Annotated in this window: 10 protein-coding genes; 5 read left to right on the top strand and 5 right to left on the bottom strand. The window is 58.6% G+C overall.

What is annotated here, in order from left to right; translation table 11 throughout:
- Positions 1–98 precede the first annotated feature (98 nt).
- The 5 genes from VSS37_RS19350 to VSS37_RS19330 form a co-directional block, all read right to left on the bottom strand.
- Positions 99–1,418 (bottom strand): DUF637 domain-containing protein, encoded by a 1,320-nt coding sequence (locus tag VSS37_RS19350; RefSeq protein WP_324697880.1) that lies wholly within the window; start codon positions 1,416–1,418, stop codon positions 99–101.
- Between the two features lie 359 nt (positions 1,419–1,777).
- Entirely contained in the window at positions 1,778–3,532 is a 1,755-nt protein-coding gene (gene lpdA / locus VSS37_RS19345) for a dihydrolipoyl dehydrogenase (protein WP_324697878.1), read from the bottom strand.
- Between the two features lie 13 nt (positions 3,533–3,545).
- Positions 3,546–5,174 (bottom strand): dihydrolipoyllysine-residue acetyltransferase, encoded by a 1,629-nt coding sequence (locus VSS37_RS19340; RefSeq protein WP_324697876.1) that lies wholly within the window; start codon positions 5,172–5,174, stop codon positions 3,546–3,548.
- A gap of 15 nt (positions 5,175–5,189) precedes the next feature.
- Positions 5,190–7,889: a pyruvate dehydrogenase (acetyl-transferring), homodimeric type gene (gene aceE / locus VSS37_RS19335; RefSeq protein ID WP_324697875.1), complete on the bottom strand. Its 2,700-nt coding sequence runs from the start codon at positions 7,887–7,889 to the stop codon at positions 5,190–5,192.
- A gap of 388 nt (positions 7,890–8,277) precedes the next feature.
- Positions 8,278–11,091 (bottom strand): FAD-binding and (Fe-S)-binding domain-containing protein, encoded by a 2,814-nt coding sequence (locus VSS37_RS19330; protein ID WP_324697873.1) that lies wholly within the window; start codon positions 11,089–11,091, stop codon positions 8,278–8,280.
- A 195-nt stretch (positions 11,092–11,286) separates the two neighbouring features.
- Here VSS37_RS19330 and lldP point away from each other — a divergent pair, with 195 nt between their 5' ends.
- The 5 genes from lldP (at position 11,287) to VSS37_RS19305 (ending at position 16,627) form a co-directional block, all read left to right on the top strand.
- A complete protein-coding gene (lldP, locus tag VSS37_RS19325) occupies positions 11,287–12,939 on the top strand; it encodes an L-lactate permease (protein ID WP_324697871.1) in 1,653 nt (550 codons plus the stop codon).
- Between the two features lie 68 nt (positions 12,940–13,007).
- The gene (locus VSS37_RS19320; RefSeq protein ID WP_324697870.1) at positions 13,008–13,763 is read left to right on the top strand and encodes an FCD domain-containing protein; all 756 of its coding nucleotides are present in this window, start codon (positions 13,008–13,010) and stop codon (positions 13,761–13,763) included.
- Entirely contained in the window at positions 13,760–14,506 is a 747-nt protein-coding gene (locus VSS37_RS19315) for a (Fe-S)-binding protein (protein WP_324697869.1), read from the top strand. The genes VSS37_RS19320 and VSS37_RS19315 overlap by 4 nt, the downstream gene beginning before the upstream one ends.
- Positions 14,503–15,912: a LutB/LldF family L-lactate oxidation iron-sulfur protein gene (locus VSS37_RS19310; protein WP_324697868.1), complete on the top strand. Its 1,410-nt coding sequence runs from the start codon at positions 14,503–14,505 to the stop codon at positions 15,910–15,912. Before VSS37_RS19315 ends, VSS37_RS19310 begins: the two co-directional genes overlap by 4 nt.
- The gene (locus VSS37_RS19305; protein WP_324697867.1) at positions 15,905–16,627 is read left to right on the top strand and encodes a LutC/YkgG family protein; all 723 of its coding nucleotides are present in this window, start codon (positions 15,905–15,907) and stop codon (positions 16,625–16,627) included. Before VSS37_RS19310 ends, VSS37_RS19305 begins: the two co-directional genes overlap by 8 nt.
- Positions 16,628–16,790 lie beyond the last annotated feature (163 nt).

The following is a 16,790-nucleotide window of genomic DNA, read 5'->3' as shown; positions in this document are numbered from 1 at the left end:
TCGGTATCCGGGCATCTGCTGCCGCCATCCCAATAAGCAGGAGTGCATTAGTGTAGGGAACCTCTAAAAACCTGTGGATAACCATGTTAAGTTATTGATTATTCGTTGTCGAATTTGACAATAATGTGGGTTTTTAGAGGTTCCCTGTAATCTCCATTCTGGTAAGCAGTATAGGCTTCCGGTATCAGCATAATATCAGGCAGCATGAAATCAGCTATTGCCTGATAGTCATCCATTTTCCCTGTGATATTGTTGTCGTTATAGCCATCGCCCCATTCGCCAATCAGGTTCTGGCGGTTGAGGGTGGCGGCACGCTCAGGGCTAATGCCGACGGCATCAGCATAAAACCCTGCATTCTGGCTGACAACTTCGCGGTTGATCCCGCTGTCAAAGTAGCCGGACACGGCTGTTTTTGTCCCCCACAACCAGCGCCGTTCTTCTTGAAGTTTCCCGTCCTTTGCGCCTTGGGCTTTCAGCCATTCCCGCACTTCTGCATTATCTGGCAAGACTTGCTCGTAAGTGTAGTCCGCCAACTGCACCGCTTCAGGCATCAGGAGCTTGAGCGCTTCTGCTTCCGTGATGCCTTTTTCTTTGGCAAACTGCTTGGCTTGTGCTTTGACCCAATCAATTTCGCTTTGGTGCAACTGCCGGTTGAAACGATCTGGCGTGCCTGCGATATTGGCGGCAAGTTGCGCATCCTTGCCCAGCAATGCAGCCGCTGCTGCTGATGAGAACACCGCTGCGTTTTCCGACTGAAAATATTCACCTGCAACACTACCAGCCAACCCGCCCAATGCGCCACTGATGCCATCACCATTAGCGGCTAACCCCGCCGTAAAACCCAATGCAGTATGGGCGAGTTTGTGGGTGGTGTAGTCCAGCTTGCCGTCGCTGTACCAGTCCCCAATCGTGTTTGCCCCGATCTGGCTGATGATGGTGGCAGCCGAAGCTTTAAGGCTGGACTTAAGTTGGTCGTCGAAATCCCCACCTTCGACCACCGTGCTGACCGTGGCGCGGGTCAGCCCATCCAGTGCATGTATTTGGAGTTGTTGAGCCACGCTGATGTTGGCTGCATCACTCGCCAGATTGAGGCTATTGCTGAGTTTGCCCGATAGTCCCGCGCCGATAACCGCGCTGGCAAGGGATTTGACATTGCCCTCATCCACCGCCTTGACAACATCCCGCGCGGTGATAACCGTATTGACCACAGCAGCGGCAGGCGCTAAAAGCCCATTGGGTAGTGGTTCTTGGATGGTGAGCGTGCTATTGCCTGTCGTCGCTAAAATACGTTCATTCTTGTTATGGTAGGCATCACGGTAAGGCTGTAACGCCTGATTAATTTGATCGAGACGTGCTTTTACCGCTGGTATTTGATGCTGGGGTTGCCACAGGGCGTATTCGTCGAACAATACCTGCATATCTGAGATTTTGAGCGTCTTTGTGTCGGGGGGCAGGTTGTTGCTGTGGCTGGGTTGGTATTATTGCTGTATTGAACAGCATTGCCGCTTGTTGGCTCGCTGTCGTGGATGCCTTGAGTCCGCCCGTATTGGCGGACAATGAACGGGTGGTAATGTTTTTTATCATGGCAAGTTCATTCCCTGAACACCTAATGCTGCAATCGCGTTTTAGGAGAACGTAGCCGGAATTATTACAAGCCGTGACTAAGCAGGGGATGAGCGGAAGCTTTTCCGGTGTGGGCGGTATACGCACAGAACAGTGACACCCAACAACAAAAAGGGCAGGTTTTCACCTGCCCTCCACTATAAGCTTGATGGCTTTAGTGCTTTTTCTTCGGCGGAATGAGATCGGTGATGGAACCTTCGAACATTTCCGCCGCCATCGCCACCGTTTCGGACAGCGTTGGATGCGGATGCACGGTCAAACCAATATCAGCCGCGTTCGCGCCCATTTCGATGGCCAGGGCGACTTCGGCGATCAGGTCACCGGCATTCGGGCCGACGATACCTGCACCGATCACCCGGTCGGTTTCCTCATCGAAAATCAGCTTGGTCAGACCTTCGTCACGGCCCAGCGACAGCGAACGGCCACTGGCAGCCCACGGGAACACGCCTTTGCCGATTTTGAGGCCCTGCGCCTTGGCTTCGTCTTCGGTCACGCCTACCCAGGCAATTTCCGGGTCAGTGTAAGCCACGGACGGAATCACCCGCGCATCGAAGTGGCTGGCCATGCCAGCAGCAACCTCGGCAGCCGTCTTGCCTTCGTGCACCGCCTTGTGCGCCAGCATTGGTTGGCCAATGATGTCACCGATGGCGAAGATGTGCGGCTGGGTAGTGCGCATCTGCGTATCCACCACCTGGACGAAACCGCGCTCATCCACCGCCACACCGGCCTTTTCCGCGCCGATGCGCTTGCCGTTGGGCGTGCGGCCAACCGCGACCAGGATGCGGTCATACAGTTGCGGCTCGGCGGGTGCATTTTTGCCTTCGAACGTCACTTTCATGCCCGCAGGGGTGGCTTCCACACCAGTCACGCGGGTTTCCAGCCAGATATTGGCGTAACGTTTTTTGATGCGGGTGAAATACGGTTTCACCACATCTTTGTCGGCACCGGCAATAATGTTTGGCAGCATCTCGACCACGGTGATTTTGGAACCCAGCGCAGCGTAAACCGTCGCCATTTCCAAACCGATAATGCCGCCGCCGATCACCAGCATGTGTTCCGGCACACCTTCCAGCGCCAGTGCGCCGGTGGAGTCGATCACTCGCGGATCATCTGGAATGAACGGCAGTTTGACCGCTTCGGAACCGGCGGCAATCACCGCTTTCTCGAAACGCACCACGGTTTTCTTGCCATCATTGCCGACCACTTCGACATGGTTCGGGTCGAGGAAAGTGCCCACGCCATTGACCACCTGCACCTTGCGGCCTTTGGCAAGACCGGTCAGGCCGCCGGTCAGGCGCCCAACCACCTTTTCTTTCCAGCCGCGCAGCTTGTCGATGTCGATTTTGGGCTTGCTGAACTCGATGCCGTATTCCGCCACTTCGTGCGCTTCTTCCAGCACTTTGGCCGCGTGCAACAAAGCTTTGGACGGAATACAACCCACGTTCAGGCAGACGCCGCCCAGTGTGCTCCAGCGCTCGACCAGCACGGTTTGCAGGCCGAGGTCAGCAGCGCGGAAAGCGGCGGTGTAACCACCAGGGCCCGCACCCAGCACCAGCATCTGGCAGGAAACATCCGCGCCACCCGCATGGCTGGCCGCTGCCGGAGCAGCCACCGGCGCTGTAGGGGCAGCAGCGGCAGGTGCCGCCGCCGGAGCACTGGCGGCCGCCGCGCCTGCCACTTCCATCAAACAAATCAGCGTGCCTTCGGAAGCCTTGTCGCCAGTGGCGATTTTCAGCTCCTTGATGGTCCCGGCAACTGGGGATGGAATGTCCATCGACGCCTTGTCGGATTCCAGCGTAATCAGCGCGTCTTCCACCGCCACGGTGTCGCCCGCCGCCACCAGCACGTCAATCACATCCACATCGGAAAAGTTGCCAATATCCGGCACCTTGATTTCAATAACACTCATTTTACTTCCCCCCTCACAGGATCAAATTGCGCACGTCAGACAGGACAAATGCGATATGGCTGACGAAACGCGCCGCATACGCGCCATCGATCACACGATGGTCGTAGGAAACCGCCAGCGGCTGGATCAGCCGGTCAACGATTTCGCCATTCACGCGCTTGAGGCGATCCTGCGAACGGGTCAGGCCAAGGATGCCGACTTCCGGCGCATTCACGATCGGGGTGAAGTTGGTGCCGCCGATGCCGCCGAGGCTGGAAATCGAGAAGCAGCCGCCTTGCATGTCAGCCGCCTTGAGCTTGCCGTCACGCGCTTTCTTGGACACTTCACCGAGTTCACGCGCCAGCTCGAACAAGCCTTTGCGGTCGACATCCTTGATGACCGGCACGACCAGGCCATCTGGCGTGTCGACAGCGATGCCGATGTTGTAGAACTTGCGCTGGATCAGGTTTTCCCCGGCATCGTCCATTGCGGAGTTGAATTTGGGGTATTCCTTCAGCGCGGCGACCACGGCCTTCATCATGAACACCAGCGGGGTGAAGTTGAAGCCCAATTCCTTGGCCTTGTTCTTCATGCTGCTGCGGTAGGCTTCCAGCTCGGTGATGTCGGCTTCGTCGAAGTGCGTCACCTGCGGCACATTCAGCCATGCGCGGTGCAAGTGCTTGGCTGACAGCTTGTTGATGCGCGACATCGGGATGGTTTCCACCGCGCCAAACTGGCTCCAGTCTGGTTGGGTGATGAGCGGGATGCCCATTTCGCCACCGGCTGCCGGTTTGGCAGGGGTGGCTGGGGTACTGGCCGCCGGGCTTGATGAAACCGGCGCAGCAGAAGCTGCCACCGGCTGTCCTCCAGTGCCGTGGTAATTGCGCACATCGTTTTCAGTTATGCGCCCGTCACGGCCAGTACCGGCCACTTGGCTTAAATCCACACCCAGTTCGCGGGCAATCCGGCGCACCGATGGGCTGGCATGCGCACGGCGGAATTCCGCCGCATTGACATTGCTTGCCGCCGGGGCCGCTGCTGCCGGTGCCGCCGCAGGGGCGCTGGCGGCAGGCGCTTCAGCCGGGGCTGAGGCTGCAACCGCACCGGCCACTTCCAGCACGATGATCAGGCTGCCTTCGGAAACCTTGTCGCCCACGGCCACCTTGATTTCCTTGACCTTGCCCGCTTTGGGTGAGGGTATTTCCATGGAAGCCTTGTCAGACTCCAGGGTAATCAGTGAATCTTCCGCCTGGATGTTGTCGCCGACATGCACCAGCACCTCGATGACATCCACATCCTTGAAGTTGCCGATGTCCGGCACATGGATTTCCTCCAGCCCGGTCGGTGCGGTCACTGGCCGGGCACCTGCTGCGCCGCTGGACAGTTTCGGCTGGGCGGAAGACCCCGACACGTTGAGGCTGGCTTCACCGGCGTCAACCAACAGCAGGATCAGCGAACCTTCGGATGCCTTGTCGCCGACCGCGATCTTGACCTCCTGCACCACGCCGCCGACTGGGGCGGGAATATCCATCGACGCCTTGTCGGACTCCAGGGTGATCAACGCATCGTCAATCGCTACGGTGTCACCGGCTTTCACCAACACATCAATGACATCGACATCGGAAAAATTGCCAATGTCGGGAACTCGAATTTCAATACTCATAAGGGCGACTCCAGATCAGGCGTACAGTGGGTTTGGCTTTTCAGGGTCGATGCCGTATTTCGCCATCGCTTCCAGCACAGTCTTGGCCGTCACCTTGTGTTTGGCCTTGCTGTCCTTCTGCTCATCGGCCAGCGCTTTCAGCGCGGCGACGGTGACGTAATGGCGGTCAACCTCGAAATGCGCGCGCAACGCTTCGCGGCTGTCGGAACGCCCGAACCCGTCCGTGCCCAGCACATGGAAATGCTGCGGCACATAGGCGCGGATTTGCTCGGCGAAGTTGCGGATGTAGTCGGTGGAGGCGATCACCGGCCCTTCCGCGCCTTCCAGGCACTGCGTCACCCACGGCTTGCGCGCTTCCTGATCCGGATGCAACAGGTTCCAGCGCGCACAGGCGGCGCCGTCGCGCGCCAGTTCGTTCAGGCTCGGGGTCGCCCAGATGTCGGCGGCCACGTCCCAATCGCTTTCCAGCAATTCCGCCGCTGCAATCACTTCACGCAGGATGGAGCCGCAACCCAGCAGTTGCACACGGTGCTTGGCCTTGCTTGCGGATTTGCGGAACGGGTACATGCCCTTGATGATGCCTTCCTCAGCGCCTTCCGGCATGGCGGGCATGGAGTAGTTTTCGTTCAGCGTGGTGATGTAATAGAACACGTTTTCACCATTCTGATACATGCGCTTCATACCGTCATGCACCACCACCGCCACTTCATAGGCAAAGGTCGGGTCATAAGCCATGCAGTTGGGGATGAACCCGGCAAACAACTGGCTGTGGCCGTCCTGGTGCTGCAAGCCTTCGCCGTTGAGCGTGGTGCGCCCGGAGGTGCCGCCGATCAGGAAGCCGCGCGCCAGCATGTCGCCCGCCGCCCACGCCAAGTCGCCAACCCGCTGGAAACCAAACATGGAGTAGAAAATATAAAACGGGATCATCATCTTGTGGTTGTTGGCATACGAAGTGGAAGCCGCAATCCAGGAGGACATCGCGCCGTCTTCGTTGATGCCTTCCTCCAGCAACTGCCCCTTGGCCGATTCCCTGTAAGGCATGATGTCGCTGGCGTCTTCCGGCTCGTATTTCTGCCCTTCCGGGGAATAGATGCCGACCTGGCGGAACATGCCTTCCATCCCGAACGTGCGCGCCTCATCCGGCACAATCGGCACCAGCCGCGGCCCCAACTCTTTGTGGCGCGCAATCGACACCATCACCCGCACCATCGCCATGGTGGTGGACATGGTGCGTTCGCCGGTGTCTTTCAGCAACGCTTCGAAAATGGACAGATCCGGCACATTCAGCGTTTCGAAATTGTGCGGGCGGTTGGGCAGGTAGCCACCCAGCGCCTTGCGGCGCGCATGCAGGTACTGCATTTCAGGCGAATCCGCCGCCGGTTTGTAGAACTCGGCATTTTCCACCTGCTCTTCCGTCACCGGAATCTTGAAGCGGTCGCGCAGCTTGCGCAGCTGGTCGGTGCTCAGTTTTTTCTGCTGGTGGCTGATGTTCATGCCTTCGCCAGCTTCGCCCATGCCGTAGCCCTTGACGGTGTGCATCAGGATCACGGTCGGGCGGTCGACACTGTGCGCCGCATTGTGGTACGCCGCGTACACCTTTGCCCGGTCATGGCCGCCGCGCACCAGTTCGTAGTAAATCTGGTCGTCGGTCATGTCCGCGACCATCGCCTTCAGTTCCGGGTATTTGCCGAAGAATTTTTCACGGATATAGGCGCCGCCCTTGTTCTTGAAGTTCTGGTACTCGCCGTCGATGCATTCCATCATCAGCTTGCGCAACAGGTGGCCATATTTGGGGTCTGCCAGCAGGCGGTCCCAACCGGCGCCCCACAGCACCTTGACCACGTTCCAGCCCGCGCCACGGAAGTTGCCTTCCAGCTCCTGCACAATTTTGCTGTTGCCGCGCACCGGGCCGTCCAGGCGTTGCAGGTTGCAGTTGACCACGAACACCAGGTTATCCAACTTCTCGCGGGAAGCCAGCGCAATCGCGCCCTGGGATTGCGGTTCATCCATTTCGCCGTCGCCGAGGAACGCCCAAACTTTGCGCCCTTCCGCATGGTTGTCGGCTTTTTTCGCCAGGTTCCTATGTTCCAGGTATTTCAGGAAACGGGCCTGGTAAATGGCCATGATCGGCCCTAAGCCCATGGAGACGGTGGAGAACTGCCAGAAATTCGGCATCAAATAGGGGTGCGGGTAAGAGGAAACGCCTTTGCCGCCCGCCTCAATCCGGAAGTTTTCCAGCTGGTCTTCGCTGATGCGGCCTTCCAGGAAAGCGCGTGCGTAAGTTCCTGGCGCGGTATGCCCTTGAATAAACAACAAGTCGCTGCCATTGGGGTGGTCATGGCCTTTCCAGAAGTGGTTGTAGCCGACTTCATACATGATGGCGGAAGACTGGAATGAGGCGATGTGGCCACCAGGGGAGGCCGGTTTGCGGTTGGCGCGCACCACCATGGCGGTGGCGTTCCAACGCAGGGCGCGCAGGATGCTCCGTTCCAGTTCATCATCACCAGGATAAGCAGGCTGTTGGCTGACCGGAATGGTGTTGACGTAAGGGGTGTGCATGTCGGGCGGCTCGATCCCCGATTCATAAGCCTTTTCGAGTGTTTTTTGCAACAGGTGCTGGGCGCGCTCCAGCCCCGCCCGTTCAACCACGACATCAATGGCCTCCTGCCATTCTGCCGTTTCCTGCGGGTCATAATCGACGTGATCCATACTCATGATGGTTCCTCCTAGCTATGTATTGATGGTCAAAATGCTTATGTTTTATGCTTACTATCCGAAAGGGATATTTGACAAGCCACCCTCTATCTCTTTCGGGAGCGGATACTACTATAGATTTAAGAGAAAATATCCAGAAATCACGTTTAAATTATTCAATAATTACCATATAAAAATAAAATTTTATTTATCAATATATTATAGGGTTATCTTTTTTTTATCTTGGATACCATAACCCAATTGACACGGGATGCCCTTGTCCCCCGCACGGTTTTGTCAGGCGCAGGCCGCTGTTTTCCCCGACCCAAGCGGCACCATCCCGCAACGCGCCAGCACCCCTGGCGCGTTGAAAAACAAGACAAAAAATTAAATTTTAATTTTCAGTTGGTTACTGGCAACATTTTTCCACAAGATAGGCAATTGAGCGGTATTGCCGCCCTGAATGCAGTGAAAGGCCGATTTCGCAGGTGCGGCTATTGCTGAAGCCTTCGGTGCAGTTGTCCGGCAATTGCTGCTTGAGGCGTTTGAGCGCGGCGGCATTGAGTTCAGGCCTGGTGAAGCCTTTGTCGCCTGCGAAGCCGCAGCAACCTTCCTCCTCCGGTTCGACCACCTGCCTGGCGCAGAGCTGGGCAAGCTTGCGCAAGGCACCGTCGAGGCCGAGTTTGCGCGCGCTACAGGTGATATGCAGCGCGACCATACCTTCCTGCTGGCGTAACGGCGGCAAATGGGGCAACAGATGCTCGGCGATGAAACCGGCGGGTTCATACAGTTTCAACGGTTGCTGGAATTGCTCCACCATCCGCAAGGTGCACGGGCTGGTGTCGCACAACACCGGGTATTCGCCATGCCCGCTGGCTTCCCATAACGCGGCCTCCAGTGCCTGCACCGAGGCGTTGGCCGTGTCCAGATAACCTTTGCTGGCGAACGGCATGCCGCAGCACAAACCCTCGACTTTGGGCGGGATAATGGCTTCGAACCCGGCTTTGGCGAGCAGGCTGTCCATGACTGTGCGCAAATCGCGCTGCTCGCTGTCATTTTCGCCCACGCCCATGGTGCGGCTGACACAGGCGGGGAAATACACCACCTTGCCGTGGACGCCGTTGTGGCTGGGGGTGAAGCCGCCCGCCTTGCGCGGCCAATACGGATGCCATACCGGCAGCGCCCCCTGGCTGAACGTGTGCAAACGGGCGCTGACTTTCTCCAGGCTTGCCTCGCCCATGAGCCGGCATGCCAGCTCGGCCCCTTGCAAACTGGCGCGCGCCGCAGCGGTGGCCGCGCCAATATGCCGCCCCAGTTGCGCGGCGATTTTAACGCCTTTCGCGGTGGTTTCCCGGCTGCGGCGCGCGCGCACCAGTTCGCCGGTATTGATGCCGACTGGGCAGCGGGTGGCGCACAAACCGTCCAGCGCACAAGTGTCTTCCAACGAATAATGTGCGCCAGCGGCGAATTGTGCAGCGGCTTCCGCTTCGCCTGCCGCCAGCAGCCGCGCCTGTTCGCGGGTGGCGACAATGCGCTGGCGCGGCGTGAGGGTGAGGTTGCGCGAAGGGCAGACCGGCTCGCAGAAACCGCATTCAATGCAGCGGTCGATCAGTGCGTCAGCGGCGGGCATAGGTTTGAGGTTGTGCAGGTGGACATTGGGATCTTCGTTGAGAATAACCCCTGGATTCAGCAAGTTAAAAGGGTCAAATAAACGCTTGACCGCCCACATGAGCTGGTAGGCGTCCGTGCCCCACTCCAGTTCGACAAACGGGGCCATATTGCGGCCGGTGCCGTGTTCGGCTTTCAGCGAACCACCGTATTTCACCGCCACCAGTTCGGAAACCGCCTGCATGAAACCGGCGTAGCGCTCAATCTCGGCAGGCGTGCTGAAATCCTGGGTAAAGACGAAATGCAGGTTGCCTTCCAGCGCATGCCCGAAAATGATCGCTTCGTGGTAATGGTGCTGGGCGAACAGGGCCTGCAAGTCGCGCACGCCTTGCGCCAGCACCTCAATCGGGAACGCCACATCCTCGATGATCACGGTTGTCCCCACCGGACGCACCGCGCCCACCGCCGGGAACAGGCCTTTACGCACATTCCACAGGCTGGCGTAAGTGGCTTTGTCGGTGGTGAATTCCGCCGGGCGCAGCAAGGTTTGCCCAGCCAGCGTGGCCTGCACCTGCGCGACTTTCCCCTCCAGTTCCGCAGGCGTCGCGCCGCGCACATCAATCAGCAACGCCGCCGCGTCATCGCCCAGGGCGCGCAAAAACTCAGGCATGCCCGCCTTGTCCTGCACCGAACGCATGCCTGCGCGGTCAATCAGCTCCACGGCATCCACCGGTTGCGGCTTGAGGGCGGCCACCGCCAGGCAAGCGGCCTCAATGTCGGGGAACAGCACCAGCGCGGTGGCCTTGTGGGCATGCTCCGGCACCGTGCGGTAGTCGATGGCGGCGATGAAACCCAGCGTGCCTTCCGAACCAATCAGCAGATGCTGCAAAATATCAATCGGGTCGGTGAAGTCGACCAGCGCATTCAGGCTGTAGCCCGTGGTGTTCTTCAGGCGGAATTTATGGCGGATTTTTTCGCTGAGGGCAGGGTTCGCCTGGACTTGCGCCGCCAATTGGGCCAGGCCATCCAGCAGGCCGACATGGGTATGGCGGAATGCCGCGCAACTGGTGGGGTCGCGGGTGTCCAGCACCGCCCCATCCACCAGGATCACCCGCATGCCCGCCAGGGTGTGGTAACTGTTTTGCGCCGTGCCGCAGCACATGCCGCTGGCGTTGTTCGCCGCAATGCCGCCGATCTTGCAGGTGTTGATGGAAGCCGGGTCAGGGCCGATCTTGCGCCCCAGCGGGGCCAGGTACTGGTTCGCCTGCGCGCCGATGATCCCCGGCTGCAAGCGGATTTCCGCGCCCTCTTGCAGGATTTCATAGCCGCGCCAGCTATTGCCCTCCAGCACCACCAGCGCCGAATCGGTCACCGCCTGCCCCGACAGGCTGGTGCCCGCCGCCCGGAAAGTCACCGGCGTGCGGTGGGTATTGGCCAGGTGCAGGACTTCCACCACTTCCGCCTCATTTTCCACCTTGAGCACCACCTCGGGGATCAGGCGGTAAAAACTTGCGTCCGTGCCATAGGCCAGCCGTTGCAAAGGCTCGCGGAAAATACGGTTTGCAGGCAAAGCATGGCTTAACGCCTCGCAGAAAGCGGCGTGATTGGGGCTCATGAATATTCCTCCTCAGTGAGCGGTATAAATTGGTAAAGCCAATTTTAAGAAAACTTATAGATTACTGCATGAAAACGTTGACACTTTACTCTATCCGCCCATATTATCGCAACACTCTGGTAATTTGGTATTACCAAATTACCAGTTTTAGGAGGAGCATTATTTAAAATTTTTTATCCGTAGGAGGAGATCCCCATGCAGACTTGGGCGCAAGTGTACGACCCATTAGGCAACCTGTGGCTGTCAGCCCTGATTGCGTTGATCCCCATCGCCTTTTTCTTTATTGCGCTGGCCGTATTGCGCATGAAAGGGCATGTGGCTGGCACCATCACGGTGGCGCTGGCGCTGGCGGTGGCCATCCTGTTCTACCAGATGCCAATACCCATGGCGCTGGCGTCCGCCGGTTACGGCTTCATGTATGGCCTGTGGCCCATCGCCTGGATCATTGTCGCCGCTGTTTTCTTGTACAAAATCACCGTGAAAACCGGGCAGTTCGACATTATCCGCAGCTCAGTGCTGTCGATCACCGAAGACCAGCGCCTGCAAATGCTGCTGGTGGGCTTTGCGTTCGGCGCATTCCTGGAAGGCGCGGCAGGCTTTGGCGCGCCGGTGGCGATCACCGCCGCCTTGCTGGTGGGGCTGGGCTTCAACCCGTTGTATGCGGCGGGCTTGTGCCTGATCGCCAACACCGCGCCGGTGGCGTTTGGCGCGATGGGCATCCCGATCACGGTCGCTGGGCAGGTCACCGGGCTGGACCCGTTCCATATCGGGCAGATGGCGGGCCGCCAGCTGCCGTTGCTGTCAGTGATCGTGCCGTTCTGGCTGGTGGCGATCATGGATGGCTGGCGTGGCATCCGTGAAACTTTCCCGGCGATCCTGGTGGCGGGCGTTTCGTTCGCCGTGACGCAATTCTTCACCGCCAACTTCATTGGCCCCGAACTGCCGGACATCACCTCCGCCCTGGTCAGCCTGATCTGCCTGACCCTGTTCCTGAAATCTTGGCACCCCCGCAACATTTTCCGTTTTGAAGGCCAGGAAGAACGCAGTGAACAAAAATCCCAGGGGGCAACCTACAGCGCTGGGCAAATCTTCAAAGCCTGGTCGCCGTTCATTATCCTCACCGCGATGGTGACCCTGTGGAGCCTGAAGCCGTTCAAGGCCTTGTTTGGCAAGGATGGCGCGCTGGAAAGCTGGGTGTTCAAGGTGTCCGTGCCGTTCCTGGACAAGCTCGTGACCAAAATGCCGCCGATCGTGGCGGAAGCCAAGCCGTATGAGGCGGTGTACAAGTTTGACTGGTTCTCCGCCACCGGCACCGCCATTTTCCTGGCCGCGCTGATCACCATCTTTGTCCTGCGGATGAAACCGGCGGAAGCCCTGCGCACCTTCACTGAAACCCTGAATGACCTGAAACGCCCGATCTATTCCATCGGCATGGTGCTGGCGTTCGCGTTTGTCGCCAACTATTCCGGCCTGTCCGCGACCCTGGCGCTGTTGCTGGCGGGAACTGGCGCAATGTTCACCTTCTTCTCGCCATTCCTGGGGTGGCTGGGCGTGTTCCTGACCGGCTCCGACACGTCCTCCAATGCGCTGTTTTGCAGCTTGCAGGCGAACACCGCGCATCAGATCGGCGTGCATGACACCTTGCTGGTGGCGGCCAACACCACTGGCGGCGTCACCGGCAAGATGATTTCCCCGCAATCCATCGCCGTGGCCTGCGCTGCGGTGGGGCTGGTGGGGCATGAGTCTGACCTGTTCCGTTTCACCCTCAAGCACAGCCTGCTGTTCGCCGCCATTGTGGGCGTCATCACCACGCTGCAAGCCTATGTATTCCCGTGGATGATCCCGTAACAGGTGCTCGGGAGGTTATCCCTGTGTTACACTCGGTCTTACCAAAATTGGTAAGACCAGAGTATAATATGAAGCACAGCCGACTCTCCGATCAGATTGCCGATCAACTTGAAACCATGATAATCGAACAGGGGTTGAAAGCAGGCGAACGCCTGCCTGCCGAGCGCCAATTGGCGGAACAGTTGCAGGTGTCGCGCCCCTCCCTGCGTGAAGCAATCCAGAAATTGGCCAGCAAGGGCATACTTGCCAGCAAGCGCGGCGGCGGCACTTACGTCCAGGACGCGCCGCACGCCGCTTTTGTCGACCCGATGCTGGCGTTGTTCCGCGAAAACCCCGAATACCGCTTTGATGTGCTGGAAATACGCCATGCGCTGGAAGGCAATGCCGCCTTTTACGCCGCCCTGCGCGCCACCGATGAGGACAAGGCGCACATCCTGAAAAACTTCGACCGGATGCTGGAGCTGCATGGCGACAAAGACCCGATGGCGGAAGCCCGCGCCGACGCCGCGTTTCACCTGTCCATTGTCGAGGCTTCGCACAATCTGGTGCTGCTGCACGTCATGCAGGGCTTGTTTAGCCTGTTGCAAAGCAGCATTTCCCACAACCTGGACAAGCTTTACACCCTCCCGCGCGTGTTCGAGCCACTCAGCAACCAACACGAAACCCTGCTGAGTGCAATCCTCAATGGCAACCCGGAAAGGGCCCGTGCTGCCGCCCAGGAGCACCTGACGTTTGTCGAAGAATCCCTCAAAAAAATTGATGAAGAAGAAGCCCGCAAACTGCGCTCAATGCGCCGTCTGACCACCCTTGGAGCCTATCCATGACCGCTAGACCCGATACCGTTTACTTTTTTGGCACTTGCCTGATCGACCTGATCTACCCGCAGGCGGGCGTTTCCGCCGTGCAGCTGATCCGGCGTGAAGGCGTGCAAGTCATATTCCCGCAGGCGCAAACCTGCTGTGGGCAACCTGCCTGGAACTCCGGCTACCGCGACGAAGCCCGCGCGGTTGCCCGCAGCCAGGTTGCCTTGTTCCCCAAACCCATCCCCATCGTCATTCCCTCCGGCTCCTGCGCGGGCATGATGAAACTGCATTACCCGGAACTGTTCGCCGGGCAGCCGGATGAAGCCAAGGCGCAGGAGGTGGCCGGGCGTGTCTACGAACTCACCGAATTCCTGGTCGACGTGCTGCATATCGAACTGAAGGATCTGGGCGAGCCGGTGAAGGTCGCTGTGCACACTTCCTGTTCCGCCCGCCGCGAAATGCAGGTGGCCGACAAGATCGAATCCCTGCTCGGCCAACTCGGCAATGTCACCAAGCTGGAGCAAATCCGCAAGGCCGAATGCTGCGGCTTCGGCGGCACTTTCGCCGTCAAGCAACCGGAAATTTCCGCTTCGATGGTGCTGGAAAAGGTCGACACCATCCGTGCTACCGGTGCTGACCGCCTGATCGGGCAAGATGTGGGCTGCCTGATGAATATCGGCGGGACGATGGAAAAGCAGGGCAATGCGATTCCGCACCAGCATATTGCCGAATTTTTATGGGAACGTACCGGGGGTGTCGCATGATCTCCGAATTCCGCCAACACGTCATCGAAAACCTCGCCAAGCCCAATGTCCGCGCCAACTTCCGCAAGGCAATGGATGGCCTGATGCAACGCCGCCTCGACCAGTTCCCCGACCCGCTGGAGCTGGAACGCATCCGCACCCAGGCACAAGCCATCCGCGCCAATGCCCTGAGCAAACTGCCGGAATTGCTGGAACAACTGGAAGCCAACCTTACCGCCAATGGTATACAGGTACACTGGGCCGAAACCCCGGAAGAGGCCAATAATATCGTGCTCGGCATTATGCAACAGCATGACGCGAAAATGCTGATCAAGGGCAAGTCGATGGTGTCAGAGGAAATGGGCATGAACCACTTCCTCGAACAATACGGCATCGATTGCCTCGAATCCGATCTGGGCGAATTCATTATCCAGTTGGCGCACGAACCGCCTTCGCACATCGTTGCCCCCGCGATCCATAAAAGCCGTCAGGATGTGGCGAAACTGTTCAACGAAAAGTTTCCCGACATCCCCTACACCGAAAACATTGACGACATGACCCAGTCGGCGCGGCGTATCCTGCGCGACAAGTTCTATGCTGCCCCGGTCGGCATTTCCGGCGTCAATTTCGCGGTGGCCGAAACCGGCACGCTGTGTCTGGTGGAAAACGAAGGCAATGGGCGTATGTCCACCACCGTGCCGAAGGTGCACATCGCCGTCACTGGCATTGAGAAAGTGGTGGAAAAGTTCAGCGACATTCCGCCGCTGTTGAGCATCCTCACCCGTTCCGCCACCGGCCAGCCGATCACCACTTATTTCAATATGATCAGCAGCCCACGCAAACCGGGCGAAAAAGACGGGCCGGAAGAAGTGCATCTGGTGCTGCTGGATAACGGGCGTTCCAATATCTACAGCGACCCGGAATTGCTGGCGACCTTGCGCTGCATCCGTTGCGGCGCGTGCATGAACCACTGCCCGGTTTACACCCGCATCGGCGGGCACAGCTACGGCACGGTTTACCCCGGCCCGATCGGCACCATCCTGGAGCCGCAGAAAGCCGGGTTGGATGTGCACGGCGAACTCACCCAGGCCTCCACCCTGTGCGGTGCGTGCGGGGAAGTCTGCCCGGTGCGCATCCCGATTCCCTCCCTGATCAACCGCCTGCGTTACGAAGGTGTGCGCAAGGACGCGAGCACCACCCCTGGCACCGGCAGCCGTCGCAAAACCAGCGAAGCCGCCGCCTGGAAAAGCTGGTCGTGGTCAGCCTCGCACCCGGCTGTCTACAATTTCGGCGCGAAAGCCGCTTCCCGCCTACGCGGGGTGCTGCCGATGAACATGAATGCATGGACGACCGTGCGTTCCGCCCCCCAAATCGCCGAGAAAACCCTGCATGAACGTATGCAGGAACTGGGAGTCAACGATGAGTAATTCCGCCACCGCCCGCAATAATATCCTGCAACGTTTGCGCAGTGTTAAAGAAACCCCTCCCGGCCTCCCCTTATCAGGGGAGGGGAGTTCTTACACAGTAGGGGCAGATGCGTCTTGTTCCTCCCCTGATAAGGGGAGGTTAGGAGGGGTTTCTTCCTTCGACTGGGACAAATCCGAACGGATACGCCGTTTCACCGAACGCATGACCGCTGTACGCGCTGAAATCCATCACGCTGACCGTGCTTCCTGGCTGGAAAAGCTGGTGGAAATCTGCCACGAAAAGAGGCTCAACAACCTGCTGCTTTCCCCCCATACCGAATGGGGGAAGGCGATTGGCGCGCAAGCTGGGAGTTTCCCGGAACTGCGCCATTATGATCAGCCCATTGATGGCTGGAAGCAGGAAATGTTCTACGGCATCGACGCCGGTTTCACCAGCACGTTGGGCGGCATTGCCGAAACCGGCACGCTGATCCTGTGGCCGGATGCGGAAGAGCCACGCCAGATGTCGCTGGTGCCACCCGTACACATTGCGGTGCTGGATACCGACAAGCTGTACACCACCTTCGCCGAAGCCGTGCAGGAACAAGCCTGGGTGGAAAAGGGTTTGCCGACCAATGCGCTGCTGGTTTCCGGCCCGTCGAAGTCGGCGGATATTGAGCAGACGCTGGCGTATGGGGTGCACGGGCCGAAGGAACTGGTGGTGATTCTCATCTAAATACCCGTTGAAATTATGGATATTCTTCTGCACACCGGGACTATTGACGGAAGTGGCCAACCGATGGGGGCGCATATGCCACTTTACAGGTGGCTTGCTGCCTGACTTGTCCGGAAATTCCATGCAATCCAACCTAGGGTGGATTTTTAGAGGTTCCCTACCG

Source organism: Candidatus Thiothrix phosphatis (assembly GCF_035668035.1).
In the GTDB taxonomy this organism is placed as follows: Bacteria; Pseudomonadota; Gammaproteobacteria; order Thiotrichales; family Thiotrichaceae; genus Thiothrix; species Thiothrix phosphatis.
Note: the sequence above shows the minus strand (reverse complement) of the source record. Positions and strands in the feature narration are given on the sequence as shown.

Coding starts and splice junctions, on each gene's coding strand:
- VSS37_RS19350 (WP_324697880.1), bottom strand. CDS start 1,418: ATGCAGGTATTGTTCGACGAATACGCCCTGTGGCAACCCCAGCATCAA.
- lpdA (WP_324697878.1), bottom strand. CDS start 3,532: ATGAGTGTTATTGAAATCAAGGTGCCGGATATTGGCAACTTTTCCGAT.
- VSS37_RS19340 (WP_324697876.1), bottom strand. CDS start 5,174: ATGAGTATTGAAATTCGAGTTCCCGACATTGGCAATTTTTCCGATGTC.
- aceE (WP_324697875.1), bottom strand. CDS start 7,889: ATGAGTATGGATCACGTCGATTATGACCCGCAGGAAACGGCAGAATGG.
- VSS37_RS19330 (WP_324697873.1), bottom strand. CDS start 11,091: ATGAGCCCCAATCACGCCGCTTTCTGCGAGGCGTTAAGCCATGCTTTG.
- lldP (WP_324697871.1), top strand. CDS start 11,287: ATGCAGACTTGGGCGCAAGTGTACGACCCATTAGGCAACCTGTGGCTG.
- VSS37_RS19320 (WP_324697870.1), top strand. CDS start 13,008: ATGAAGCACAGCCGACTCTCCGATCAGATTGCCGATCAACTTGAAACC.
- VSS37_RS19315 (WP_324697869.1), top strand. CDS start 13,760: ATGACCGCTAGACCCGATACCGTTTACTTTTTTGGCACTTGCCTGATC.
- VSS37_RS19310 (WP_324697868.1), top strand. CDS start 14,503: ATGATCTCCGAATTCCGCCAACACGTCATCGAAAACCTCGCCAAGCCC.
- VSS37_RS19305 (WP_324697867.1), top strand. CDS start 15,905: ATGAGTAATTCCGCCACCGCCCGCAATAATATCCTGCAACGTTTGCGC.